This is a genomic window from Streptomyces sp. GMY02 (assembly GCF_019056675.1).
In the GTDB taxonomy this organism is placed as follows: domain Bacteria; phylum Actinomycetota; class Actinomycetes; order Streptomycetales; family Streptomycetaceae; genus Streptomyces; species Streptomyces odonnellii.
Genome location: NZ_CP077658.1, coordinates 2,089,209 through 2,113,914, shown reverse-complemented (window position 1 = coordinate 2,113,914; position 24,706 = coordinate 2,089,209). Strand labels below are relative to the sequence as shown.

Sequence of the window (24,706 nt, the reverse complement as noted above, 5' to 3'; positions counted from 1 at the left end):
CGCTCCCGTACGCAGGCAGGAAGGCCGCCCTGCTGACCGCCGCGATGGCCCTCACCGGCCTCGCCGCGCTGCCCCCCGTCGCGTACGCCGCCGATCCACCCGGCGCCCCCGGCCCCGCCGCCCCCCGGCTCGACGGCAGCGGCGAGTGCACCTTCCCCATGAAGCAGCAGATCGCGGGCACCCCCTGGGCCCTCCAGCGGGTGATACTCGACGAACTGTGGGAGGACACCCGCGGCAAGGACGTACGGGTGGCCGTCATCGACACCGGTGTCGACAACGCCAACCCCCAGCTCAAGGAAGCCGTCGACACCTCGGCGGGCCGGGAGTTCCTGGCCAAGAAGATGGAGAAGGGCTCGCCGCCCGACGGCACGGACGACCGCGTCGGCCATGGCACCAAGGTCGCCGGGATCATCGCAGCGCGCCCCCGCCCAGGCACCGGCTTCGTCGGACTCGCACCCGAGGCCACGATCATCCCGATCCGCCAGAACGACGAGCAGAACAGCGGCAGCGAGCTCACCATGGCATCAGCGATCCGCCACGCCATGAGCGAGGACGCCGATGTCATCAACATCTCCCAGGACACCACCAAGCCCCTGACCCCCGCGTCCGACCTCGGCAGGGCCATCGCGGACGCCGTCGCACAGGACATCGTCGTCGTCGCCTCCGCGGGCAACGACGGCCTCGACGGGAAGCAGAAGAACACCTATCCCGCCGCCTTCAAGGGAGTGCTCGCGGTCGCCTCCTCCGACCGCAACAACGAACGCGCCCCCTTCTCCCAGGCTGGCGAGTTCGTGGGCGTGGCGGCCCCGGGCGTGGACATGGTCTCGACCGTCCCGGGCAACGGCCAGTGCGTCGACAACGGCACCAGCTTCTCGGCCCCCTATGTCGCCGGAGTCGCCGCCCTGCTGCGCGCCAAGCACCCCGACTGGACCGCGCCCCAGGTCATCGCGCAGATAGAGCAGACCGCCGAGCGCAGCATCAACGGCCATGACCCCTTCGTCGGCTGGGGAGTGGTCGACCCGGTCCGCGCCCTTGCCGAGGTCGACCGCGCGCCCGAGTCCCCGAGCCCCGACCCCGGCCCGCCCAAGCCCCCCGTGCCCGAACCCGCGTATCTGGCGATGTCGGAGACCCCCGAGGAGCGCACCGAGCGCTATGCGACCTACACCCTCGGCATAGCGGCGGTGCTGGTCGCGGTGGTCGCCGGTACGGCCACGGTCGTCCGTGACAGCCGCGCCAAGGCGGCCCGCCGTGCCCTGCGCGAGTCAAGTGCCCACGACTGACTTTGCAGTTGGAACTGTCGTACCGAGTAGCTAGAGTAATTGGCGGGATCCTGCGGGCAGTTGCCGGTCGCGGATCCCACACGGGGGCGGCATCGAGATGCTTCCCGTCCATCGCGCCCGACTTGGGGGCGCATCGCGGTAAGACAGGAAGAAGGGGCCAGATGTCGAAGGATCTGAATGTAACCAGTGGAGATCAAATTGATCTCGCCAACAAGATCCAGGGTTTCCACGACGAGCTGCAGAGCCGTATCACCTCACTCAACGGCGTGGTGGACCGTATCCAGGCGGGCTGGCAGGGTGCGGCGAGCAAGGAGTACGACCGGGTTCAGAACGATCTGAACCAGCGCCTGCGGAACATGCGGGTCGAGCTGGTCAAGCTCGAAGAGATCATGCGGATGAGCGCCGACGGATTCACCCAGCAGGAAGAGGACCGCATCGCCTCCTTCCGGCGGATGGACGACTCTACGCAGGGCCAGAGCTCCATTCTCGGAATGGCCTGAGCCGCCGTCAGACACGGTCTGCGCCATCGTCGGACACGGCCTGAGCCACCGTCCGACACCCTCCGCCGAATTCCGTCTTGAGGAGCTTCACATGACCACTGCCGTCAATTACGACACCGTGACCCAGGCGGCGGCCGATGTCCGGCTGACCGCCACCCAGCTCAACCAGGAACTCGAAGACCTGATGGCCAAGGTCAGGGCCGTCGCCGAGAACTGGGACGGCGAGGCCAAGATCGCCTACCGCGAGAGCCAGGACCGCCTCGCCCGCGACATGTCCGGGATGAACCAGGACCTGGGCCGTATCGCCCGGCTCCTCGACGAGTCGGTCATCGGCTACCAGGACACCGACCGCGGCAACGCGGCCCGCTTCCGGATGCAGATGGGCTGACCCCGGGGTCTCTCCGGGCCGGCCGGCCGTCGCGTACACGAGGCCGGCCGTCGCACAGATGAGGGGGTGTCCGCCGCGCGGACACCCCCTCGCCGTTCCTCGTACGCGCCTACTGGAGGTCGAACTCCCCGTCCCGCGCACCCAGGACGAACGCGTCCCACTCCGCCTTCGTGTAGCGCAGCACCGTCTCCGGATCCAGTGACGACCGCATCGCGACCGCCCCCTCCGGCAGGTGGGCGATCTCCACCCGCTCCTCGTCCGGACTCGTCCCGGGCGCGCCCAGCCACTCCACACCGGAGATGTCGAGCGCGTACAGCTCTTCCTTCTGACGTTCCTTGTCCGTCGCGTCAGCCATCCTGCGATCCCTCCCGGGTATTACGAACGAGCTACGGCCCAAGCGTAGTGGCCGGACCGCCACACGGCGTGACGATCTACCGGTCCGGCAGCCACCCCACCTGTACGAGTGGCGCGCCGCGCTTGCGGGACACGAAGGTGCCGCGGCCCGGAGGCATCCGCCGGGCCCGCACATTGCCGAGGATGTCGCCCTCGCCCGGATCACCGGAGAGGATCAGCCCCTGCGCGCCCAGCTCCTTCATGCGCTGCATGAACGGCTCGTACATGGCGCGTGAGGCACCGGCCGCGCTGCGTGCCACGATGAAGCGGATACCGACGTCGCGTGCGAACGGCAGATGCTCCACCAGACCGGCCAGCGGATTGCCCGAGTTGGTCGCGACCAGTTCGTAGTCGTCGATGATCACAAAGAGCTGCGGGCCGTTCCACCAGCTCCGGTCCCTGAGCTGCTGCGGAGTGATGTCCGGCTTCGGCGCCCGCTTCTCCATGACCGTACCGATGGCGTTCATGTGCATCTGCATGGCGGACGCCATCGGCGCGTACTCCAGCAGATGCGAGGACGGTACGCCCTCCAGCATCGAGCGCCGGTAGTCGCCGACCACGATGCGTGCCTGCTCAGGGGCGTAACGCTCGGAGATCTGCTTGGCGATGAGCCGCAGCAGCGCCGTCTTCCCCGACTCGCTCTCGCCGAAGACCATGAAGAACGGGTCGGTCTCGAAGTCGACGAACACCGGCTCCAGATTGGTCTCGTCGATACCGATCGCGATGCCGTGCTGCGGGAACTCGCCGCCCCCGGGAAGCTGTTCGGCCGGCAGCTTGCGCGGCAGCAGCCGTACGGTCGGCGCCGCGGGCCCCGGCCAGCTCTGCCTGACCGCTGTGACGAACTCCCGCTGACCGTCCGAGAGATCGGCCGCTCCGCTCACCCCGTCGATCCGCGGCAGCGCGCTCATGAAGTGCAGCTTCTCCGGCACCTGGCCCCGGCCGGGCACCCCCGTGGGGACGTTCGCCGCGACCTTGCGGTCGAACTCGGAGTCCATGACATCGCCGAGCCGCAGCTCAAGACGGCCCAGCATCTGGTCCTTGAGCGCCGCCCGCACCTCCATGTAGCGCGCGGCGGTCACCACCACATGGACGCCATAGCCGAGACCGCGCGCCGCGATGTCGGAGATCACCGGCTCCAGCATGTCGTAGTCGTTCTTGAATCCGCCCCAGCCGTCGATGACCAGGAACACATCTCCCCAGGCCTCACCGGGCAGTTCACCCGCCGCGCGCCGGCGCCGGTAGGTCGCGATGGAGTCGATGCCGCTCGAACGGAAGAACTCCTCGCGCCGGTTGAGCACTCCCAGCACCTCGGCGACCGCACGCCGCACCCGCTCGGGGTCCAGCCGGGAGGCGACACCGCCGACATGCGGCAGATCGGCGAGCGAGGAGAGACCGCCACCGCCGAAGTCGAGTGCGTAGAACTGCACTTCGTGCGGGGTGTGGGTGAGGGCGAACGACGAGATCAGCGTCCGCATCAGGGTCGACTTCCCGGACTGCGGGCCGCCGATCACCAGCATATGGCCGGCCGCGCCGGAGAAGTCCCGGTAGAGGACCTCGCGGCGCTGCTCGAAGGGCTTGTCGATCAGGCCGAGCGGAACGGCGAGACCGCCCGGACGGCTGTACTCGGTCGCGTGCAGCCCGCGCTCCGGGGTCGCCGCGATTCCCGGCAGCAGTTGGTCGAGCGTGGGCGCCTCGTCCAGCGGCGGCAGCCACACCTGGTGCGCCGGCACGCCCTGCCCGTCCAGCCGCCGCACGATCACATCGAGCACCGTGTCCGCCAGCGCGTCGTCGTCCGCGTTCGACGGCGCCAGGAGGGCCGCCGGGTCCGGGGCCGCGTACACCACCGGCACCGGCGCAGCCGTGAACAGCGCGGGCCGCCGCTCCACATGGAGCTGCCCCACCGAGAGATCCGGGCCACCGGTGCGGTACGTACCGGAGACGTACGCCGCCTTGAAGCGGGTCATCTCGTCCGTACCGAACTTGAGATAGCCGGAACCGGGCACCGACGGCAGGTGGTACGCGTCCGGCACCCCCAGCGCCGTACGCGACTCGGCCGCCGAGAAGGTGCGCAGACCGATCCGGTACGAGAGGTACGTGTCGAGCCCGCGCAGCTTGCCCTCCTCCAGCCGCTGCGAGGCCAGCAGGAGATGCACGCCGAGGGAGCGGCCGATCCGGCCGATCTGGATGAACATGTCGATGAAGTCGGGCTTGGCGGTGAGCAGTTCGGAGAACTCGTCGATCACCAGCACCAGCGAGGCCAGCGGCTCCAGCGCCGCGCCCGCCGCCCGTGCCTTCTCGTAGTCGTGGATATTGGCGTAGTTGCCCGCCGAGCGCAGCAGCTCCTGACGGCGCTGGAGTTCACCGCGGATCGCGTCGCCCATCCGGTCGACCAGGGTCAGATCGTCCGCGAGGTTGGTGATGACCGCCGCCACATGCGGCATCTGCGACATCCCCGCGAAGGTCGCGCCGCCCTTGAAGTCCGCGAGGACAAAGTTCAGTGTCTCCGACGAGTGCGTGACGGCGAGCCCCAGCACCAGCGTCCGCAGCAGCTCCGACTTGCCGGAACCGGTCGCGCCGACACAGAGCCCGTGCGGCCCCATGCCCTCCTGCGCCGCCTCCTTGAGGTCCAGCATCACCGGCTGGCCGTCCTCGCCGACCCCGATCGGCACCCGCAGCCGCTCCGCCGTCGAGCGGGGCCGCCAGGTGCGGGTCACATCGACCGCCCCCGCGTCGCCGAGACCGAGCAGATCCGTGAAGTCCAGGTTGGCGAGCAGCGGTTCGTCCTCGTCGCCGCCGCCCGTGCGCAGCGGGGCGAGCTGCCGCGCGAGCGCCTCGGCGGCCGGCAGCGAGATCCCGTCCGGCACGCCCTCGTACGCGAGGCCCGCGCCGGACTCCAGCCGCAGCCGCCCGGGCCGCACCACCACGGACAGACCGCCGCGCGGCTCGTCCAGCTCACCCGGGACGACCTCCACGATCGTCACGCCCTGGAGCCCCTCGGCCGCCGCGAACAGCGAGTCCGGCGGCACCATCCCGCCGTCCAGCACGACCACCACATGCGGCTGGTCCAGCACCGGCTGACTGTCCCGGCCGAACCGGGGCCGTCCGTCGAGCCTGCCGCGCAGAAGCTGCTCCAGCTCGCCGAGATCGTCACCGAACAGCCGCTTCGTACCGGCGCCGTCGATCTGTCCCGGCACCTGCGTGTGCGGCAGCCACTTCGTCCAGTCCCAGCGCGCGACCGCCCCCGGCGCGGCCACCACCGCGACCATCACATCCTCCGGCGAGTGCAGCGTCACGAGCTGGGCCACCAGAGCGCGCGCCGCCGACTGCGCCGACTCCGGCTCACCGGACACCGTCACGTGGTAGAAGGCACGCATCGACACGGCCATCGGCAGCCCGTCCAGCGAGCCGTGCACCGCGAGGAACTGCTGCATCGCCCCCGCGCACAGCGGCTCCAGCTCATCCACCGGCGCCGTGTCCGGCGCGATCAGCGGAGTGGCGAGCTGCTGCGCGCCGAGCCCGATCCTGAGCTGCCCGAAGTCCCGGTCCCCGACCCGCCGTTCCCACACCCGTGACCCCTCGGCCACCACCGACCAGAGCTGTTCCGGAGCGGGATGCAGAAAGAGCTGCGCGTCGCGCTGCGCACGCGCCGTCCTGCGCACCGTACGACGCGTCTGCGCGAGGTACTTGAGGTAGTCGCGCCGGACATCGGCAATTTGCCCCTGCGTACCCCGGCGGAATCTGACGATCTGCGCGATCACCATCGCGAGCGTCGAGAACAGCATCAGCACGCCCATGATCCGCATGAACGGAGGTGCCTGCGGCGAGAAGAAGAAGACCACCGACGAGCCCATGCCGAGCACCGGCAGGATCTGCATCAGCATGCCCTCCCGCTGCCCCCGCGGCAGTTCGGGCGGCGGCTCCAGGGCCAGTGCGTCCGCGGGCACTTCCGGCGGAAGGGACCGCGGTGGGCGTTTGACGACTATCTGGCTCACCGGCGCATCAATCCCTCAAGACGGACGGGCAGTTCCGTACCGGCGCCCCCGTGGCGACGGTCTCCCTCCGCGCGACCGCGATCCTACTTGCAGCCCCGCGCCACCGGTCCCGGTAGGGTGGCGCGCGCATCGTGCGCAACCGCGAATCAGGGGGTCAGACACGTGAGTACGACCGCAGCGACGGGCTTCTGCCGCGTCACTGTCGTGGCGCCGGACAGCAGGATCGATGTCGCGCTCCCGGAGGACATCGCCGTCGCCGACGTCCACCCGGAGATCCTCAGGCTGACCGGCCAGACCCAGGCACCGGGCACCCCCACCGGATACCACCTGGTCAGGCGGGACGGCACCGTACTCGACAGCGCCCGTACCCTCGCGGCCCAGCAGGTGCTCGACGGCGAGGTCCTGAGCCTGCGCCCCTTCGCGGAATCCCTGCCGCCCGCGGTCTTCGACGACGTCTCGGACGCCGTCGCCTCCGCCGTCCGCCGCGACCGCCACCTCTGGAGCGACGAACTCCTGCGCTCCGCAGGGCTGGTGGGCGGAGTCCTGCTGCTGGTCCTGATGGGCTTCGTCCTCTGGTTCGCCGACCCGGTACGCCACGACATGCACAGCCTCCCCGGCGTCATCGCGGGCGCCGCCGGTCTGCTGCTCACCGCCTTCGCGGGCGTACGGGCACGGGTGTACGCGGACCGCTCCAGCGCCGTCGCCCTCGGACTCGGCGCGCTTCCGCTGCTGCTGATCGGCGGCTCCGGGATCATCGGCCCCGACGCGGGGCAGGGCCCCGGCCGGCTCCAGTTCCTCCTCGGCTGTGTCACGGTCCTGGTCGCGTCCGTCGCCCTTGTCGCACTCACCCCGAGCGGCGACGCCCCGTTCGTCGCCGCCACCTTCCTGGCCACCGTCGGCACCCTCGCCACCTTCGTGATGATCCTGACCGAGGCGTCGGCCACCGGCACCGCCGCCGTCTGCGCCCCGGTCGCCATCGGCATCGTCGCCTTCCTGCCGGGACTCTCCGCCCGTTTCGCACGGCTGCCCATCGGCTACGCCACCCCGCGCGCCGCCGGAGCCGACTTCGGCGACGACACCTTCGCCGACCCGAACGCCGCCCCCGTCGGTGAACCCGTCGACGCCGAGCGCATCGCCGCCCAGGCCCGCCGCGGCCACGAGATGCTGCTCGGCCTGGTCGGCGGCTGCGCCGCGGTCGTGGTCGGCGCCGCCGCCGTCCTCGGTTTCTCGGACACCGTGTGGGGCCAGGTCCTCGCGCTCGCCGCCGGCCTCGCGATGCTGCTGCGCTCCCGGCTCTTCCGCTACACCTCGCAGGTCACCTGTGTGCTCGTCGCGGGCATCTCCGCGATCGCCCTGCTGATCCTCGGCCTCTCCCTGAACCCGCCCGCCGACCCGGTCAGGGAACTCCTGGTGTACGGCGACCGCGGCGCCCTCGACATCCGTACGATCTGGCTCGCCGCCAGTGTCGCCGCGGGCGCGGCCCTGATCACCGCGATCGGCCTGATCATCCCCCGCAAGGGCCTCTCGCCCTTCTGGGGCCGGCTTCTCGACCTGGCCGAGGGCGCCGTACTGCTCTCGCTCGTACCGCTCTGCCTCGCCGTACTCGACGTCTTCACCGCGGCCCGCGCCCTCACCAGCTAGCGCGAAGAGGCCCCGGGAAGGCGCCTGCCGCGGGGCTGGTACCCTGTGTGACGGCCGTCTGTGTATGTGACCCCGGAGCACCGTCTCCTCGGTCAGCGCCCGGCGGACCCCAGCCTCCCGAGTAATGGAAGCTCCCCAGAGTATTCGACCTGGGGCACTCGGTGGCCACGAAGCCTCACGAGGAGTACGCGTGTCACTCGACGCCGCTACGAAGAAGCAGATCATGACCGAGTTCGGCACCAAGGAAGGTGACACCGGCTCCCCCGAGGTCCAGGTCGCCATGCTGTCGCGCCGGATCTCGGACCTCACCGAGCACCTCAAGACCCACAAGCACGACCACCACTCCCGGCGCGGTCTGCTGATCCTGGTCGGCCAGCGCCGCCGGCTGCTGCAGTACCTGGCCAAGAAGGACATCCAGCGCTTCCGTACGCTGGTCGACCGCCTCGGCATCCGCCGCGGCGCGGCCGGCGGTGCCAAGTAAGACACCGTGAAGGGAGCGGTTCCCACATCCGGGGACCGCTCCCTTCGACGTATGTACGGGGCCGTACGGAACACCGCGCCGTATGTACGGGGCGCCGCCGTCGCCCCGCCCGGGACAACCGGAATGTCATCCCGCGGCGAAGCTCAGTAATCTGGACGCACGAGCACAACTGAACAGACGACAACAGGAGGAGCGAACTCCGCCGCCGCCGGTCCTCGGTAGTGGCCCCCGGAAGGGCACGCGGCCCGAGCCGCTCGCCCCGGGTGCTTCGATCGAAGACCGGCCCGCACCAAGGAGCGCTTCTCCGCCACGTCCCCTGCCACACGGGCACCGGACGAAGACGAGGAGAAAGCACTAGTGGAGAACGAGACCCACTACGCCGAGGCCGTTATCGACAACGGCACCTTCGGCACCCGTACCATCCGCTTCGAGACGGGCAGGCTCGCCCGCCAGGCCGCCGGTTCCGCCGTCGCCTACCTGGACGACGACACCATGGTGCTGTCGGCCACCACCGCTTCCAAGAAGCCCAAGGACCAGCTCGACTTCTTCCCCCTGACGGTCGACGTCGAGGAGCGGATGTACGCGGCCGGCAAGATCCCCGGCTCCTTCTTCCGCCGCGAGGGCCGCCCCTCCGAGGACGCCATCCTCACCTGCCGGCTCATCGACCGCCCGCTGCGCCCGTCCTTCAAGAAGGGCCTGCGCAACGAGATCCAGGTCGTCGAGACGATCATGGCGCTCAACCCCGACCACCTGTACGACGTGGTCGCGATCAACGCCGCCTCCTGCTCCACGCAGCTCGCGGGCCTCCCCTTCTCCGGCCCCATCGGCGGCACCCGTGTCGCCCTGATCAAGGGCCAGTGGGTCGCCTTCCCGACCCATACGGAGCTGGAGGACGCGGTCTTCGACATGGTCGTCGCGGGCCGTGTGCTGGACGACGGCGATGTCGCGATCATGATGGTCGAGGCCGAGGCCACCGAGAACACCATCCAGCTCGTCAAGGACGGCGCCGAGGCTCCCACCGAGGAGATCGTCGCCGCCGGTCTGGAAGCCGCGAAGCCCTTCATCAAGGTCCTCTGCAAGGCGCAGTCGGACCTCGCCGCCAAGGCCGCCAAGCCCACTGGCGAGTTCCCGATCTTCCTCGACTACGAGGACGACGTCCTGGAAGCCCTCACCTCGGCCGTCAAGTCCGAGCTGGCCCAGGCGCTCACCATCGCGGGCAAGCAGGAGCGCGAGAACGAGCTGGACCGTGTCAAGGTCCTCGCCGGAGAGAAGCTCCTCCCGCAGTTCGAGGGCCGCGAGAAGGAGATCTCCGCCGCCTACCGCTCACTGACCAAGTCCCTGGTCCGTGAGCGTGTCATCAAGGACAAGATCCGTATCGACGGCCGTGGCGTCACGGACATCCGTACGCTCGCCGCCGAGGTCGAGGCCATTCCGCGGGTCCACGGCTCGGCGCTGTTCGAGCGCGGCGAGACCCAGATCCTGGGTGTCACCACGCTGAACATGCTCCGGATGGAGCAGCAGCTCGACACGCTCTCCCCCGTGACGCGCAAGCGCTACATGCACAACTACAACTTCCCGCCGTACTCCACCGGAGAGACCGGCCGTGTCGGCTCGCCCAAGCGCCGCGAGATCGGCCACGGCGCCCTGGCCGAGCGCGCGCTCGTACCGGTGCTGCCGACGCGCGAGGAGTTCCCGTACGCCATCCGCCAGGTCTCCGAGGCGCTGGGCTCCAACGGCTCGACGTCCATGGGCTCGGTCTGCGCCTCCACCATGTCGATGCTGAACGCCGGTGTGCCGCTCAAGGCGCCCGTCGCCGGTATCGCCATGGGCCTGATCTCCCAGGAGATCGACGGCGAGACCCACTACGTCACCCTCACCGACATCCTCGGTGCGGAGGACGCCTTCGGTGACATGGACTTCAAGGTCGCCGGTACGAAGACCTTCGTCACCGCGCTCCAGCTCGACACCAAGCTCGACGGCATCCCCGCCTCGGTCCTGGCCGCCGCGCTGAAGCAGGCCCGCGACGCCCGCCTCCACATCCTCGATGTGATGAACGAGGCCATCGACGTCCCGGACGAGATGTCCCCGAACGCCCCGCGGATCATCACCGTCAAGATCCCGGTGGACAAGATCGGCGAGGTCATCGGCCCCAAGGGCAAGATGATCAACCAGATCCAGGAGGACACCGGCGCCGACATCACGATCGAGGACGACGGCACCATCTACATCGGTGCCGCCGACGGACCGGCCGCCGAGGCCGCCCGCGCCACGATCAACGGCATCGCCAACCCGACCATGCCGGAGGTCGGCGAGCGCTATCTGGGCACGGTCGTCAAGACGACCACGTTCGGCGCGTTCGTGTCGCTGCTCCCCGGCAAGGACGGACTGCTGCACATCTCGCAGATCCGCAAGCTCGCCGGCGGCAAGCGTGTGGAGAACGTCGAGGACGTCCTCGGTGTCGGCCAGAAGGTCCAGGTCGAGATCGCCGAGATCGACCAGCGCGGCAAGCTGTCCCTCATCCCCGTGATCGAGGACGAGGACGAGGGAACCGCAGCCGCCGAAGAGGCGAAGGACGACGCGACCCAGTGACGGCCGGCTTCCAGGCGACGGCCCGCACCTCATCCGAGGCGCGGGCCGTCGCCCGTACCCAAACCCTGCTCAAGGGCCGGGACGGCATCAGCACCGTCCGCCGTACGACCCTCCCCGGCGGACTGCGCGTCGTCACCGAAACCCTGCCCACGGTCCGCTCCGCGACCTTCGGCATCTGGGTGCAGGTCGGCTCACGCGACGAGACGCCCGCCCTCAACGGCGCCACCCACTATCTGGAACACCTCCTCTTCAAGGGCACCAGCAGGCGCAGCGCCCTCGACATCTCCTCCGCCATCGACGCGGTCGGCGGCGAGATGAACGCCTTCACGGCGAAGGAGTACACCTGCTACTACGCGCGGGTGCTTGACACCGATCTGCCGCTCGCCATCGACGTGGTCTGCGACATGCTGACCGGCTCGCTCATCGAGGCCGCCGATGTCGACGCCGAACGCGGAGTCGTCCTCGAAGAGATCGCCATGACCGAGGACGACCCGGGCGACTGCGTGCACGATCTGTTCGCGCACACCATGTTCGGCGACACCCCCCTCGGCCGCCCGGTCCTCGGCACCGTCGACACCGTCAACGACCTGGACCGCGACCGGATCGCGCGCTTCTACAAGAAGCACTACGACCCGAGGCACCTGGTCGTCGCCGCCGCGGGCAATGTCGACCACGCCACGGTGGTACGACAGGTCCGCAAGGCGTTCGAAAAGGCCGGCGCACTGTCCCGTACGGACGCCGTGCCCGTCGCGCCCCGCGACGGCAGCCGCGCCGTACGCACCGCGGGCAAGGTCGAACTGCTCGACCGCAGGACCGAGCAGGCCCATGTCGTCCTCGGGATGCCGGGACTGTCCCGTACCGACGAGCGCCGCTGGGCACTCGGCGTACTGAACACGGCCCTCGGCGGCGGTATGAGCTCCCGGCTCTTCCAGGAGGTACGGGAGAAGCGCGGCCTCGCCTACAGCGTGTACTCGTACACCTCGGGCTTCGCCGACTGCGGGCTCTTCGGGGTGTACGCGGGCTGCCGGCCCAGCCAGGTCCACGATGTGCTGAAGATCTGCCGCGACGAACTGGACCGGGTCTGCGCCGAGGGCCTCGGCGACGAGGAGATCCATCGCGCCGTCGGGCAGCTCTCCGGCTCGACGGTCCTGGGTCTGGAGGACACCGGGGCGCTGATGAACCGTATCGGCAAGAGCGAGCTGTGCTGGGGCGCCCAGATGTCGGTGGACGAGATGCTGGGGCGGATAGCCGCGGTCACCCCCGACGATGTCCGCACGGTGGCCCGTGATGTGCTGGGGCACAGGCCCTCGCTGTCCGTCATAGGCCCGCTGAAGGACAAGCAGGCGGCGCGTCTCGACGAGGCGGTCTCCTGACCGGGCCGTCCGCACCGGGCCGACCGCCGTTCGCGAAGGCCCCCGTTCCCGAAAACCCCGTCCTCGAAGAGCCCCCGACCCCGAAGCCGTAGGCCGTAAGCCGTTGAGGCGTTAAGGAAACAGAACGATGAGCAAGCTGCGTGTGGCCGTTCTCGGTGCCAAGGGCCGTATCGGCTCCGAGGCCGTACGGGCCGTCGAGGCCGCCGACGACCTGGAACTGGTCGCCGCCCTCGACCAGGGCGACAAGCTGGAGTCCCTGGTCGACGCCGGTGCCCAGGTCGTGGTGGAGCTGACCACCCCCGCCGCGGTGCTGGACAACCTCGACTTCTGCGTACGCCATGGCATCCACGCGGTCGTCGGCACCACCGGCTGGAACGAGGAGCGGCTGACACGGCTCAGGGAGCTGCTGGCCGGCTCCCCGGAGACCGGCGTGCTGGTCGCGCCGAACTTCTCCATCGGCGCGGTCCTCACGATGAAGTTCTCCGAGACGGCCGCCCGCTGGTTCGAATCGGTCGAGGTCATCGAACTGCACCACCCGAACAAGGTCGACGCGCCCTCCGGCACCGCGCAGCGCACCGCCCAGCTCGTGGCCGCGGCCCGCGCGGACGCCGGTCTCGGCCCGCAGCCCGACGCCACGGCCACGGCGCTGGAGGGCGCGCGCGGCGCGGATGTCGACGGCGTGCCGGTGCACTCCGTACGGCTCCGGGGCCTGCTGGCGCACCAGGAGGTCATCCTGGGCGGCGAGGGCGAGACCCTCACCATCCGCCATGACTCCCTGCACCACAGCAGCTTCATGCCGGGCATCCTGCTGGGCGTACGGCGGGTGTCCTCGGCCCCGGGGCTCACCTACGGCCTGGAACACTTCCTCGGTCTGAACTGACCGGCCTGTACCGACCGGCCAGCACCGACCGCCCTGCACCACCCCGTCCGATTCCGAGCCGACCCGACCCGAGCTGACACCCATGCGTGCGAAGATCACCTACTGCGTCACGGCCGCCGTCCTGGTCATCTACTTCGTCCTGGCCGGCAGCCGCGGAGTGCTGCTGATCAAGCAGGGCACCGCGCTCACCGTCGCCCTCGGTGTCGCGGTCCTGGTCCTGCCGGTCATCGGCGTCTGGTTCCTCTGGAAGAACACCCAGTTCGTCAGCCACGCCAACCGGCTCGCGGCCGAGCTGGACGCCGAGGGCGGACTGCCGGTGGACGAACTGGTCCGTACGCCCGGCGGCCGGATCGACCGCACGTCGGCCGACGCCGTGTTCGCCGAGCGCAGGGCGCAGACCGAGGACTCGCCCGACGACTGGCGCTGCTGGTTCCGCCTTGCCATCGCCTACCACGACGCCCGGGACACCCCGCGCGCCCGCAAGGCCATGCAGCGGGCCATCGCACTCCACGACGGCAAGCCGGTCCAGGCCTGAGGCAGCGGTACGAAGAGCCGGCAGCGGCACGAAGAGCACGGCAGCACGAAGAGCGGGGTCCGGCCGAAGAGGCCGGACCCCGCTCCATGTGTGCGCGTCAACGGTGTACGGGCCGCGCAGCCCGTACGAGGCGCTGATCACCCCGGTGCCGACCGGTCCCGGGGCACGCGGGCCCCGGAAGCCGGTCAGTGACGCCGCTGCTCCTCGGGGCGGCGGTACTCGTCGCCCCAGGCCTCGACCGTGTCGGCCGCCCGGTCGAAGGCCTCGGTCCGCGCCAGGAAATCCGCGTTGTGGTCGGTCAGCAGCGGCAGCGCCTCACCCTTCCGGCGGACAGCGACAAGCGCCTGCCCCTGGACGGTACGGGGCAGCCCCAGCCAGCGCACCGGCTGCTGGACCGTCCGTACGGCGGTGATCCGGTCCCAGGCCACGGTCGTGGTCCGGAGCAGAGCCACCCGCCGTACCCCGTGCCGGCTCACCCACGCCCCGACCCGCAGCAGCCGCAGCGCGACGGCGATCATCACCAGAGCGAGGCCCAGACACAGCGTGGCACCCGGCACGGCACCGGCGAAGGCGATGATCATCGCCGCCAGCAGTACGAAGGAGGCGAGCAGCAGAAGCAGCGCGGCCGCCACCACCCGCCAGGGGCCGGGGCGGTACGGACGCCGCCATTGGTCATGATCGTCGAACGGCAGCGCGACATCCTCGTTGGTCGCGTCAAAAGCCCGGTCGGCCGTCAGGAAGGGCAGGGGCACGACTGATCCTCACTCACAAGCACGCTCGATTGCTGTGCCTCGTGAGGCTACCGATCGCGCACCGCACCGGACCACCCCAGGGGGCCGGACGAGTCAGCCCCGCCGCTTGTCCGGCGGGACCACGGCAGGGGACGGCCTGATCAGCGTACGGCTCACCGGGCTGTCAGTGCCGCGCCGTAGAGTGGGCGCCGCCCGAGCGAAGCGATGGAAGGACCCCCGCAGGTGAGCGACACCCCCGCCGACAGTTCCGCAGAGACCACGGAGACCAGGCCCGGCTTCCGCAGCGATGTCACCGTGGATCTGGTGAAGCACTCCGCCAGTGACAGCGATGTGCTGTGGGCCGCGCGTGTGTCCACCGCGGGCGAGCAGTCCCTGGAAGAGCTGTCCAAGGACCCGGAGCGCTCGAAGGGGCTGATCAACTTTCTGATGCGGGACCGCCACGGCAGCCCCTTCGAGCACAACTCGATGACCTTCTTCATCAGCGCCCCGATCTTCGTCTTCCGCGAGTTCATGCGGCACCGCGTCGGCTGGTGCGTCGCGGGCGACACGGAGATCACCCTGGGGGGCGGTACGGGGACCCCTCACCGCCTGACCATCGCCGAGCTGCACCGCCGCTGGCACCAGGACGCGACGGACCGCAGTACGGAGGTCCGCTGCTACGACGAGGAGACCCTGGCCGCCCGCCGGGCCCGTATCGCCGATGTCATCGAGTCGGGCGTGAAGCCGCTGATCAGGATCGTCACGGCCGGCGGCCGTGAGCTGCGGGCCACGGTCGACCACGCCGTCCTGACCCCGGACGGCTGGCGCAAGGCGGGCGAGCTGACGGCGGGCGACACCGTGCTGGCGGACAGCGGCTCCGTCGCCGAACGTGAGCCCGCCCCGGCCCGTCCCGACCCGGTCGTCTCCGTCACCGAGGACGGCGAGGAGATGACGTACGACCTCTCCGTCGAGGGCCCCTGGCACAACTTCGTGGCAGCGGGAATCGTCGTCCACAACTCGTACAACGAGGAGTCGGGCCGCTACCGCAACCTCCAGCCGGTCTTCTACGTCCCCGGCGAGGACCGCAAGCTGGTCCAGCAGGGCCGCCCCGGGAAGTACCAGTTCGTGCACGGGAGCGCCGCCCAGCAGGAGATCACCGAGCGCGCGATGAAGGACTCCTACGTCCAGGCGTACGAGGCCTATCAGGAGATGCTGGCCGCGGGTGTGGCCCGTGAGGTCGCCCGCGCGGTCCTGCCGGTCGGACTGTTCTCGTCGATGTACGCGACCTGCAACGCGCGCTCGCTGATGCACTTCCTCGGTCTGCGCACCCAACACGAACAGGCGAAGGTGCCGTCCTTCCCGCAGCGCGAGATCGAGATGGTCGGAGAGCGCATGGAGGAGCACTGGTCGAAGCTCATGCCCCTCACCCATGCGGCCTTCAATGCCAATGGGCGTATCGCCCCTTAGCGCCTGTTCAGGACAGGGGCGGAGCCCCGTCGGGGGCACGGATGTGCGGTCTCCGGGGTGATGCGTCCGTATTGCGGCGTTTCGAGAAGTTCATCTAGGCTGATCAAACGGACCCGGCACTGCTTGAACCCCCGAGCAGGCAGTGCCGGGCTCCTCTTGTCCCGCCTCGTCCCGTCCCCCAAAGGGACACGGTGAGCTGAGCAGCGAGTAGCGTGTTACCCATGGCTCCGATCTCCACTCCGCAGACCCCCTTCGGGCGGGTCCTCACCGCCATGGTCACGCCCTTCACGGCGGACGGCGCACTCGACCTCGACGGTGCCCAGCAGCTCGCCGTCCATCTCGTGGACGCGGGCAACGACGGCCTGATCCTGAACGGCACCACCGGTGAGTCGCCGACCACCAGCGACGCGGAGAAAGACCAGCTCGTACGGGCCGTTCTGGAGGCCGTGGGAGACCGGGCCCATATCGTCGCCGGCGTCGGCACCAATGACACCCGCCACAGCCTGGAGCTGGCCCGCGCCGCGGAACGCGCCGGCGCGCACGGCCTGCTCGCCGTCACGCCGTACTACAACAAGCCGCCGCAGGAAGGTCTCTTCCGGCACTTCACCGCCATCGCCGACGCCACGGAGCTGCCGGTGATGCTGTACGACATCCCGGGCCGCAGCGGCGTCCCCATCGACACCGAGACGATCGTCCGGCTCGCCCAGCACTCGCGCATCGTCGCCAACAAGGACGCCAAGGGCGACCTCGGCCGTGCGAGCTGGGCCATCGCCCGGTCCGGCCTTGCCTGGTACTCGGGCGACGACATGCTCAACCTGCCGCTGCTCTCGGTCGGCGCGGTCGGCTTCGTCTCCGTCGTCGGCCATGTGGTCACCCCGGAGCTGCGCGAACTGCTCGACGCCCACCTCACCGGTGATGTGCAGAAGGCCACCGAGATCCACCAGAAGCTGCTGCCGGTCTTCACCGGCATGTTCAGGACCCAGGGCGTCATCACCACCAAGGCCGCCCTCGCGCTCCGGAAGCTTCCCGCGGGACCGCTGCGGCTCCCGCTCGTGGAACTGTCGCCCCAGGAAACCGCCGAGCTCAAGATCGATCTCGCGGCCGGCGGGGTACAGCTCTAGTCATTGACTTCACAACTGAATAAGCGAAGACAGCGGATCTGAGGGATCCAACGACAGACCTGTCGGCAAACCGAAGGGTCGGTCAACAAGCTCAACGAAACACCAACAAAACAGTCAACAAGACAACAGCAAGTGCACGAATGTCATGCGCGCCACGTGCCTCAGCGGTACGTGGCGCGTGTGGTGAGGAGAGTCTTTTGAGTCATCCGCATCCTGAACTCGGTGCCCCGCCGAAGCTGCCCAAGAACGGCCTGCGCGTCACCCCGCTCGGCGGTCTCGGCGAGATCGGCCGCAACATGACGGTCTTCGAGTACAACGGCCGTCTGCTCATCGTCGACTGCGGCGTCCTCTTCCCGGAGGAGGAACAGCCCGGTATCGACCTGATCCTGCCGGACTTCACCACCATCCGGGACCGCCTCGACGACATCGACGGCATCGTGCTCACGCACGGCCACGAGGACCACATCGGCGGTGTCCCGTTTCTGCTCCGGCTGAAGAACGACATCCCGCTGATCGGCTCCAAGCTGACCCTCGCACTGATCGAGGCGAAGCTCCAGGAGCACCGTATCCGCCCGTACACCCTTGAGGTCACCGAGGGCCACCGCGAGCGCATCGGCCCCTTCGACTGCGAGTTCGTCGCCGTCAACCACTCCATCCCCGACGCCCTGGCCGTCGCCATCCGCACCCCCGCGGGCATGGCCGTCCACACCGGCGACTTCAAGATGGACCAGCTTCCGCTGGACCGCAGACTGACCGATCTGCCCACCTTCGCCAAGCTCGGCGAGGAGGGCATCGACCTGCTGCTGGCCGACTCCACCAACGCCGAAGTCCCGGGCTTCGTCCCGCCCGAGCGCGACATCTCGAATGTCCTGCGCCAGGTCTTCGGCAGCGCCCAGAAGCGCATCATCGTGGCCAGCTTCGCCAGCCATGTCCACCGGATCCAGCAGATCCTCGACGCCGCCCACGAATACGGCCGCAGGGTCGCCTTCGTCGGGCGCTCGATGGTCCGCAACATGGGCATCGCCCGCGATCTCGGCTATCTCAGGGTGCCCACGGGCCTGGTCGTCGACGTCAAGACGCTCGACGACCTCCCCGATCACGAGATCGTCCTCGTCTGCACCGGCTCGCAGGGCGAACCGATGGCGGCCCTCTCCCGTATGGCCAACCGCGACCACCAGATCCGGATCGTGCAGGGCGACACGGTGATCCTGGCCTCCTCGCTCATCCCGGGCAACGAGAACGCCGTCTACCGCGTCATCAACGGCCTGACCCGCTGGGGCGCGAACGTCGTCCACAAGGGCAACGCCAAGGTCCATGTCTCCGGCCACGCCTCGGCCGGCGAGCTGCTGTACTTCTACAACATCTGCCGGCCCAAGAACCTGATGCCGGTCCACGGCGAATGGCGCCATCTGCGGGCCAACGCCGAACTGGGCGCGCTGACCGGGGTCCCCAAGGACCACATCGTCATCGCCGAGGACGGCGTGGTCGTCGACCTCGTCGACGGCAGGGCCAAGATCGTGGGCAAGGTCCAGGCCGGTTACGTGTACGTCGACGGACTCTCGGTCGGCGATGTCACCGAGACCTCCCTCAAGGACCGGCGCATCCTCGGCGACGAGGGCATCATCTCGGTCTTCGTGGTGGTCGACTCCACCACCGGCAAGGTCGTCGGCGGCCCGCACTTCCAGGCCCGCGGCTCCGGTATCGAGGACGCTGCGTTCGGCGCCGTACTGCCCAAGGTCGAAGAGGCCATCGCGAGATCGGCCCAGGACGGCGTCGCGGAACCGCACCAGCTCCAGCAGCTCGTACGCCGCACGGTGGGCAAGTGGGTCTCCGACACCTACCGCCGGCGCCCGATGATCCTCCCGGTCGTCGTCGAGGTCTGACCCCCGCAACGACCGCCCGGCGACAGCCATCTGACGCCGGCTACGGGAGCGGGGGGCCTCGATTTGCGTCGACGCCCCCCGCTCCAGTACGTTTACGGCTCCACCTGAGGGGGAAGCCGGGGCGAAAGACCTGCCCAGTGCCTTCCCCGAGGGAAGGAAAATCCGACTCAATAAAGTCTGATAAAGTCGGAGACGCAAGACCGAAGGGAAAAGCCCGGAGGAAAGCCCGGAAGGGTGAGTACAAAGGAAGCGTCCGTTCCTTGAGAACTCAACAGCGTGCCAAAAGTCAACGCCAGATATGTTGATACCCCGACCAGCGGGAACGGTTTTCTGTTCCGGCAGGTTGAGGTTCCTTTGAAGAAGAAACACAGCGAGGACGCTGTGAACCACTGGTCCTATTCCGGCCGGTGGTTCCGCTCTCGTGTGTGATACCGGATATCCGGTGCACATTCACGGAGAGTTTGATCCTGGCTCAGGACGAACGCTGGCGGCGTGCTTAACACATGCAAGTCGAACGATGAAGCCTTTCGGGGTGGATTAGTGGCGAACGGGTGAGTAACACGTGGGCAATCTGCCCTTCACTCTGGGACAAGCCCTGGAAACGGGGTCTAATACCGGATAACACTCTTCTCTGCATGGGGGAGGGTTGAAAGCTCCGGCGGTGGAGGATGAGCCCGCGGCCTATCAGCTTGTTGGTGGGGTGATGGCCTACCAAGGCGACGACGGGTAGCCGGCCTGAGAGGGCGACCGGCCACACTGGGACTGAGACACGGCCCAGACTCCTACGGGAGGCAGCAGTGGGGAATATTGCACAATGGGCGGAAGCCTGATGCAGCGACGCCGCGTGAGGGATGACGGCCTTCGGGTTGTAAACCTCTTTCAGCAGGGAAGAAGCGTGAGTGACGGTACCTGCAGAAGAAGCGCCGGCTAACTACGTGCCAGCAGCCGCGGTAATACGTAGGGCGCAAGCGTTGTCCGGAATTATTGGGCGTAAAGAGCTCGTAGGCGGCTTGTCGCGTCGGATGTGAAAGCCCGGGGCTCAACCCCGGGTCTGCATTCGATACGGGCAGGCTGGAGTGTGGTAGGGGAGATCGGAATTCCTGGTGTAGCGGTGAAATGCGCAGATATCAGGAGGAACACCGGTGGCGAAGGCGGATCTCTGGGCCATTACTGACGCTGAGGAGCGAAAGCGTGGGGAGCGAACAGGATTAGATACCCTGGTAGTCCACGCCGTAAACGTTGGGAACTAGGTGTTGGCGACATTCCACGTCGTCGGTGCCGCAGCTAACGCATTAAGTTCCCCGCCTGGGGAGTACGGCCGCAAGGCTAAAACTCAAAGGAATTGACGGGGGCCCGCACAAGCAGCGGAGCATGTGGCTTAATTCGACGCAACGCGAAGAACCTTACCAAGGCTTGACATACACCGGTAACTGGCAGAGATGTCAGCCCCCTTGTGGTCGGTGTACAGGTGGTGCATGGCTGTCGTCAGCTCGTGTCGTGAGATGTTGGGTTAAGTCCCGCAACGAGCGCAACCCTTGTTCTGTGTTGCCAGCATGCCTTTCGGGGTGATGGGGACTCACAGGAGACTGCCGGGGTCAACTCGGAGGAAGGTGGGGACGACGTCAAGTCATCATGCCCCTTATGTCTTGGGCTGCACACGTGCTACAATGGCCGGTACAATGAGCTGCGATGCCGTGAGGCGGAGCGAATCTCAAAAAGCCGGTCTCAGTTCGGATTGGGGTCTGCAACTCGACCCCATGAAGTCGGAGTTGCTAGTAATCGCAGATCAGCAGTGCTGCGGTGAATACGTTCCCGGGCCTTGTACACACCGCCCGTCACGTCACGAAAGTCGGTAACACCCGAAGCCGGTGGCCCAACCCCTTGTGGGAGGGAGCTGTCGAAGGTGGGACTGGCGATTGGGACGAAGTCGTAACAAGGTAGCCGTACCGGAAGGTGCGGCTGGATCACCTCCTTTCTAAGGAGCATCTAGACCCCCAACGGGGTCCAGAGCCACTACGCCGGCAAGTGTCCGGCGGTGGTCAGCTCATGGGTGGAACGTTGACTATTCGGCACGATCGGCATGATGGGTTCACTAGTACTGCTTCGGCGTGGAACGTGGGTCTGTGGTGCTGGTCGGGTCGGGCGCGCTGTTGGGTGTCTGAGGGCACGGGCGAGTGTGTTGCCTGTTTCTTCAGTGCCGGTCCCAGTGAACTCGCTGTATGGCGGGGTGGTGGGTGGCTGGTCGTTGTTTGAGAACTGCACAGTGGACGCGAGCATCTGTGGCCAAGTTTTTAAGGGCGCACGGTGGATGCCTTGGTACCAGGAACCGATGAAGGACGTGGGAGGCCGCGATAGGCCCCGGGGAGCTGTCAACCGAGCTGTGATCCGGGGGTGTCCGAATGGGGAAACCCGGCAGTCGTCATGGGCTGTCACCTGCTGCTGAACACATAGGCAGTGTGGAGGGAACGAGGGGAAGTGAAACATCTCAGTACCCTCAGGAAGAGAAAACAACAGTGATTCCGGGAGTAGTGGCGAGCGAAACCGGATGAGGCCAAACCGTATGTGTGTGATACCCGGCAGGGGTTGCGCATGCGGGGTTGTGGGAGTTTTCTGGATCGGTCTGCCGGCCGGTCGGCGAGTGAGAAACCGTATGGGTAGGCGAAGGGCATGCGAAAGGCCCGGCGTAGAGGGTAAGACCCCCGTAGCTGAAATTTGTACGGCTCGTTTGGAGATTTCCCAAGTAGCACGGGGCCCGAGAAATCCCGTGTGAATCTGGCGGGACCACCCGCTAAGCCTAAATATTCCCTGGTGACCGATAGCGGATAGTACCGTGAGGGAATGGTGAAAAGTACCGCGGGAGCGGAGTGAAATAGTACCTGAAACCGTGTGCCTACAAGCCGTGGGAGCGTCGGAGCAAGGCTTGCCTTGTTCTCGTGACTGCGTGCCTTTTGAAGAATGAGCCTGCGAGTTTGCGGTGTGTTGCGAGGTTAACCCGTGTGGGGGAGCCGTAGCGAAAGCGAGTCCGAATAGGGCGTTTTAGTAGCGCGCTCAAGACCCGAAGCGGAGTGATCTAGCCATGGGCAGGTTGAAGCGGCTGTAAGAGGTCGTGGAGGACCGAACCCACCAGGGTTGAAAACCTGGGGGATGACCTGTGGTTAGGGGTGAAAGGCCAATCAAACTCCGTGATAGCTGGTTCTCCCCGAAATGCATTTAGGTGCAGCGTCGTGTGTTTCTTGCCGGAGGTAGAGCACTGGATAGGCGATGGGCCCTACCGGGTTACTGACCTTAGCCAAACTCCGAATGCCGGTAAGTGAGAGCGCGGCAGTGAGACTGTGGGGGATAAGCTCCATGGTCGAGAGGGAAACAGCCCAGAGCATCGACTAAGGCCCCTAAGCGTATGCTAAGTGGGAAAGGATGTGGAGTCGCAGAGACAACCAGGAGGTTGGCTTAGAAGCAGCCATCCTTGAAAGAGTGCGTAATAGCTCACTGGTCAAGTGATTCCGCGCCGACAATGTAGCGGGGCTCAAGCATACCGCCGAAGTCGTGTCATTGCAGCATGAGGGCCAACGCCCGCTGTGATGGGTAGGGGAGCGTCGTGTGCCGGGTGAAGCCGCCGTGTAAGCGAGTGGTGGATGGTTCACGAGTGAGAATGCAGGCATGAGTAGCGATTCACACGTGGGAAACGTGTGCGCCGATTGACTAAGGGTTCCTGGGTCAAGCTGATCTGCCCAGGGTAAGTCGGGACCTAAGGCGAGGCCGACAGGCGTAGTCGATGGACAACCGGTTGATATTCCGGTACCCGCTTTGAAACGCCCAGTATCGAATCCATTGATGCTAAGGCCGTGAAGCCGCCCTGGAGCCTTCGGGCAAAGGGGAGTGGTGGAGCCGTCGATCCAAGGTGGTAGTAGGTAAGTGATGGGGTGACGCAGGAAGGTAGTCCAGCCCGGGCGGTGGTTGTCCCGGGGTAAGGGTGTAGGGCGTTGTGCAGGTAAATCCGTGCAACATAAGTCTGAGACCTGATGCCGAGCCGATTGTGGTGAAGTGGATGATCCTATGCTGTCGAGAAAAGCCTCTAGCGAGTTTCATGGCGGCCCGTACCCTAAACCGACTCAGGTGGTCTGGTAGAGAATACCGAGGCGTTCGGGTGAACTATGGTTAAGGAACTCGGCAAAATGCCCCCGTAACTTCGGGAGAAGGGGGGCCACACCAGGTCAAGGCACTTGCTGCCGGTAGCTTGGGGTGGCCGCAGAGACCAGCGAGAAGCGACTGTTTACTAAAAACACAGGTCCGTGCGAAGCCGTAAGGCGATGTATACGGACTGACGCCTGCCCGGTGCTGGAACGTTAAGGGGACCGGTTAGCTCCATTTCGGTGGGGCGAGGCTGAGAACTTAAGCGCCAGTAAACGGCGGTGGTAACTATAACCATCCTAAGGTAGCGAAATTCCTTGTCGGGTAAGTTCCGACCTGCACGAATGGCGTAACGACTTCTCGACTGTCTCAACCATAGGCCCGGTGAAATTGCATTACGAGTAAAGATGCTCGTTTCGCGCAGCAGGACGGAAAGACCCCGGGACCTTTACTATAGTTTGATATTGGTGTTCGGTTCGGCTTGTGTAGGATAGGTGGGAGACTGTGAAGCGGCCACGCCAGTGGTTGTGGAGTCGTTGTTGAAATACCACTCTGGTCGTGCTGGATGTCTAACCTGGGTCCGTGATCCGGATCAGGGACAGTGTCTGATGGGTAGTTTAACTGGGGCGGTTGCCTCCTAAAGGGTAACGGAGGCGCCCAAAGGTTCCCTCAGCCTGGTTGGTAATCAGGTGTTGAGTGTAAGTGCACAAGGGAGCTTGACTGTGAGACCGACGGGTCGAGCAGGGACGAAAGTCGGGACTAGTGATCCGGCGGTGGCTTGTGGAAGCGCCGTCGCTCAACGGATAAAAGGTACCCCGGGGATAACAGGCTGATCTTCCCCAAGAGTCCATATCGACGGGATGGTTTGGCACCTCGATGTCGGCTCGTCGCATCCTGGGGCTGGAGTCGGTCCCAAGGGTTGGGCTGTTCGCCCATTAAAGCGGTACGCGAGCTGGGTTTAGAACGTCGTGAGACAGTTCGGTCCCTATCCGCTGTGCGCGTAGGAGTCTTGAGAAGGGCTGTCCCTAGTACGAGAGGACCGGGACGGACGAACCTCTGGTGTGCCAGTTGTTCTGCCAAGGGCATGGCTGGTTGGCTACGTTCGGGAGGGATAACCGCTGAAAGCATCTAAGCGGGAAGCCTGCTTCGAGATGAGGACTCCCATCCCCTTGAGGGGGTAAGGCTCCCAGTAGACGACTGGGTTGATAGGCCGGATATGGAAGCCAGGTGACTGGTGGAGTTGACCGGTACTAATAGGCCGAGGGCTTGTCCTCAGTTGCTCGCGTCCACTGTGTTAGTTCTGAGACCACGAACAGCCGTGACA

General features: G+C 67.0%; 15 protein-coding genes, 2 rRNA genes and 2 pseudogenes. 16 read left to right on the top strand and 3 right to left on the bottom strand.

Features of this window, described 5'->3' with window-relative positions; all coding sequences use genetic code 11:
• The first annotated feature begins 44 nt into the window (after positions 1–44).
• The 3 genes from mycP to KQY30_RS08720 all read left to right on the top strand — a co-directional run bounded on the left by mycP (position 45) and on the right by KQY30_RS08720 (position 2,168).
• Positions 45–1,280 carry a type VII secretion-associated serine protease mycosin gene (gene mycP / locus KQY30_RS08730; protein WP_217310892.1) on the top strand — a complete coding sequence of 412 codons (1,236 nt, stop codon included), beginning with the start codon at positions 45–47 and terminating at the stop codon, positions 1,278–1,280.
• Between the two features lie 161 nt (positions 1,281–1,441).
• The gene (locus KQY30_RS08725) at positions 1,442–1,780 is read left to right on the top strand and encodes a WXG100 family type VII secretion target (RefSeq protein WP_217306350.1); all 339 of its coding nucleotides are present in this window, start codon (positions 1,442–1,444) and stop codon (positions 1,778–1,780) included.
• A 91-nt stretch (positions 1,781–1,871) separates the two neighbouring features.
• Complete coding sequence (locus KQY30_RS08720; RefSeq protein WP_217306349.1) at positions 1,872–2,168, top strand: WXG100 family type VII secretion target; 297 nt, start codon at positions 1,872–1,874, stop codon at positions 2,166–2,168.
• Between the two features lie 109 nt (positions 2,169–2,277).
• Here KQY30_RS08720 and KQY30_RS08715 read toward each other — a convergent pair whose 3' ends face one another.
• Both KQY30_RS08715 and eccCa read right to left on the bottom strand, forming a co-directional pair.
• Positions 2,278–2,523 (bottom strand): DUF397 domain-containing protein, encoded by a 246-nt coding sequence (locus KQY30_RS08715; RefSeq protein WP_046499898.1) that lies wholly within the window; start codon positions 2,521–2,523, stop codon positions 2,278–2,280.
• Positions 2,524–2,599: 76 nt separating this feature from the next.
• Positions 2,600–6,553, bottom strand: a complete 3,954-nt coding sequence (gene eccCa / locus KQY30_RS08710) for a type VII secretion protein EccCa (protein ID WP_217306348.1) — start codon at positions 6,551–6,553, stop codon at positions 2,600–2,602.
• A gap of 162 nt (positions 6,554–6,715) precedes the next feature.
• On the opposite strand from eccCa, the gene eccD reads away from it, so the two are divergent.
• The 6 genes from eccD (at position 6,716) to KQY30_RS08680 (ending at position 14,052) form a co-directional block, all read left to right on the top strand.
• Complete coding sequence (gene eccD, locus KQY30_RS08705) at positions 6,716–8,194, top strand: type VII secretion integral membrane protein EccD (protein WP_217306347.1); 1,479 nt, start codon at positions 6,716–6,718, stop codon at positions 8,192–8,194.
• A gap of 190 nt (positions 8,195–8,384) precedes the next feature.
• The gene (rpsO, locus tag KQY30_RS08700) at positions 8,385–8,675 is read left to right on the top strand and encodes a 30S ribosomal protein S15 (RefSeq protein WP_030351649.1); all 291 of its coding nucleotides are present in this window, start codon (positions 8,385–8,387) and stop codon (positions 8,673–8,675) included.
• A gap of 357 nt (positions 8,676–9,032) precedes the next feature.
• On the top strand, positions 9,033–11,264 hold the full coding sequence (locus KQY30_RS08695) for a polyribonucleotide nucleotidyltransferase (RefSeq protein ID WP_217306346.1): 2,232 nt from the start codon (positions 9,033–9,035) through the stop codon (positions 11,262–11,264).
• Positions 11,261–12,637, top strand: a complete 1,377-nt coding sequence (locus KQY30_RS08690; RefSeq protein WP_217306345.1) for a pitrilysin family protein — start codon at positions 11,261–11,263, stop codon at positions 12,635–12,637. The genes KQY30_RS08695 and KQY30_RS08690 overlap by 4 nt, the downstream gene beginning before the upstream one ends.
• A 127-nt stretch (positions 12,638–12,764) precedes the next feature.
• Complete coding sequence (gene dapB, locus KQY30_RS08685) at positions 12,765–13,517, top strand: 4-hydroxy-tetrahydrodipicolinate reductase (protein WP_217306344.1); 753 nt, start codon at positions 12,765–12,767, stop codon at positions 13,515–13,517.
• A gap of 82 nt (positions 13,518–13,599) precedes the next feature.
• Complete coding sequence (locus KQY30_RS08680) at positions 13,600–14,052, top strand: hypothetical protein (RefSeq protein WP_217306343.1); 453 nt, start codon at positions 13,600–13,602, stop codon at positions 14,050–14,052.
• Between the two features lie 185 nt (positions 14,053–14,237).
• Here KQY30_RS08680 and KQY30_RS08675 read toward each other — a convergent pair whose 3' ends face one another.
• Positions 14,238–14,804, bottom strand: coding sequence for a hypothetical protein (locus tag KQY30_RS08675; RefSeq protein ID WP_217306342.1), 567 nt, complete (start codon positions 14,802–14,804; stop codon positions 14,238–14,240).
• A gap of 222 nt (positions 14,805–15,026) precedes the next feature.
• On the opposite strand from KQY30_RS08675, the pseudogene KQY30_RS37395 reads away from it, so the two are divergent.
• The 7 genes and pseudogenes from KQY30_RS37395 to KQY30_RS08650 all read left to right on the top strand — a co-directional run.
• Positions 15,027–15,335: pseudogene (locus KQY30_RS37395) on the top strand (FAD-dependent thymidylate synthase); the annotation flags it as partial.
• Positions 15,315–15,584, top strand: a pseudogene (locus KQY30_RS37390) (thymidylate synthase (FAD), intein-containing); the annotation flags it as partial. The pseudogenes KQY30_RS37395 and KQY30_RS37390, both read left to right, overlap by 21 nt.
• Positions 15,585–15,731: 147 nt before the next feature.
• Entirely contained in the window at positions 15,732–16,250 is a 519-nt protein-coding gene (gene thyX, locus KQY30_RS37385; RefSeq protein WP_367997477.1) for an FAD-dependent thymidylate synthase, read from the top strand.
• 221 nt (positions 16,251–16,471) lie between these two features.
• Complete coding sequence (gene dapA, locus KQY30_RS08665; RefSeq protein WP_217306340.1) at positions 16,472–17,371, top strand: 4-hydroxy-tetrahydrodipicolinate synthase; 900 nt, start codon at positions 16,472–16,474, stop codon at positions 17,369–17,371.
• 197 nt (positions 17,372–17,568) lie between these two features.
• A complete protein-coding gene (locus tag KQY30_RS08660; RefSeq protein WP_217306339.1) occupies positions 17,569–19,254 on the top strand; it encodes a ribonuclease J in 1,686 nt (561 codons plus the stop codon).
• Positions 19,255–19,703: 449 nt separating this feature from the next.
• A 16S ribosomal RNA gene (locus tag KQY30_RS08655) occupies positions 19,704–21,229 on the top strand.
• Between the two features lie 306 nt (positions 21,230–21,535).
• Positions 21,536–24,656: ribosomal RNA gene (locus tag KQY30_RS08650) — 23S ribosomal RNA — on the top strand.
• Together the 16S and 23S rRNA genes form the textbook arrangement of a ribosomal RNA operon.
• Positions 24,657–24,706 lie beyond the last annotated feature (50 nt).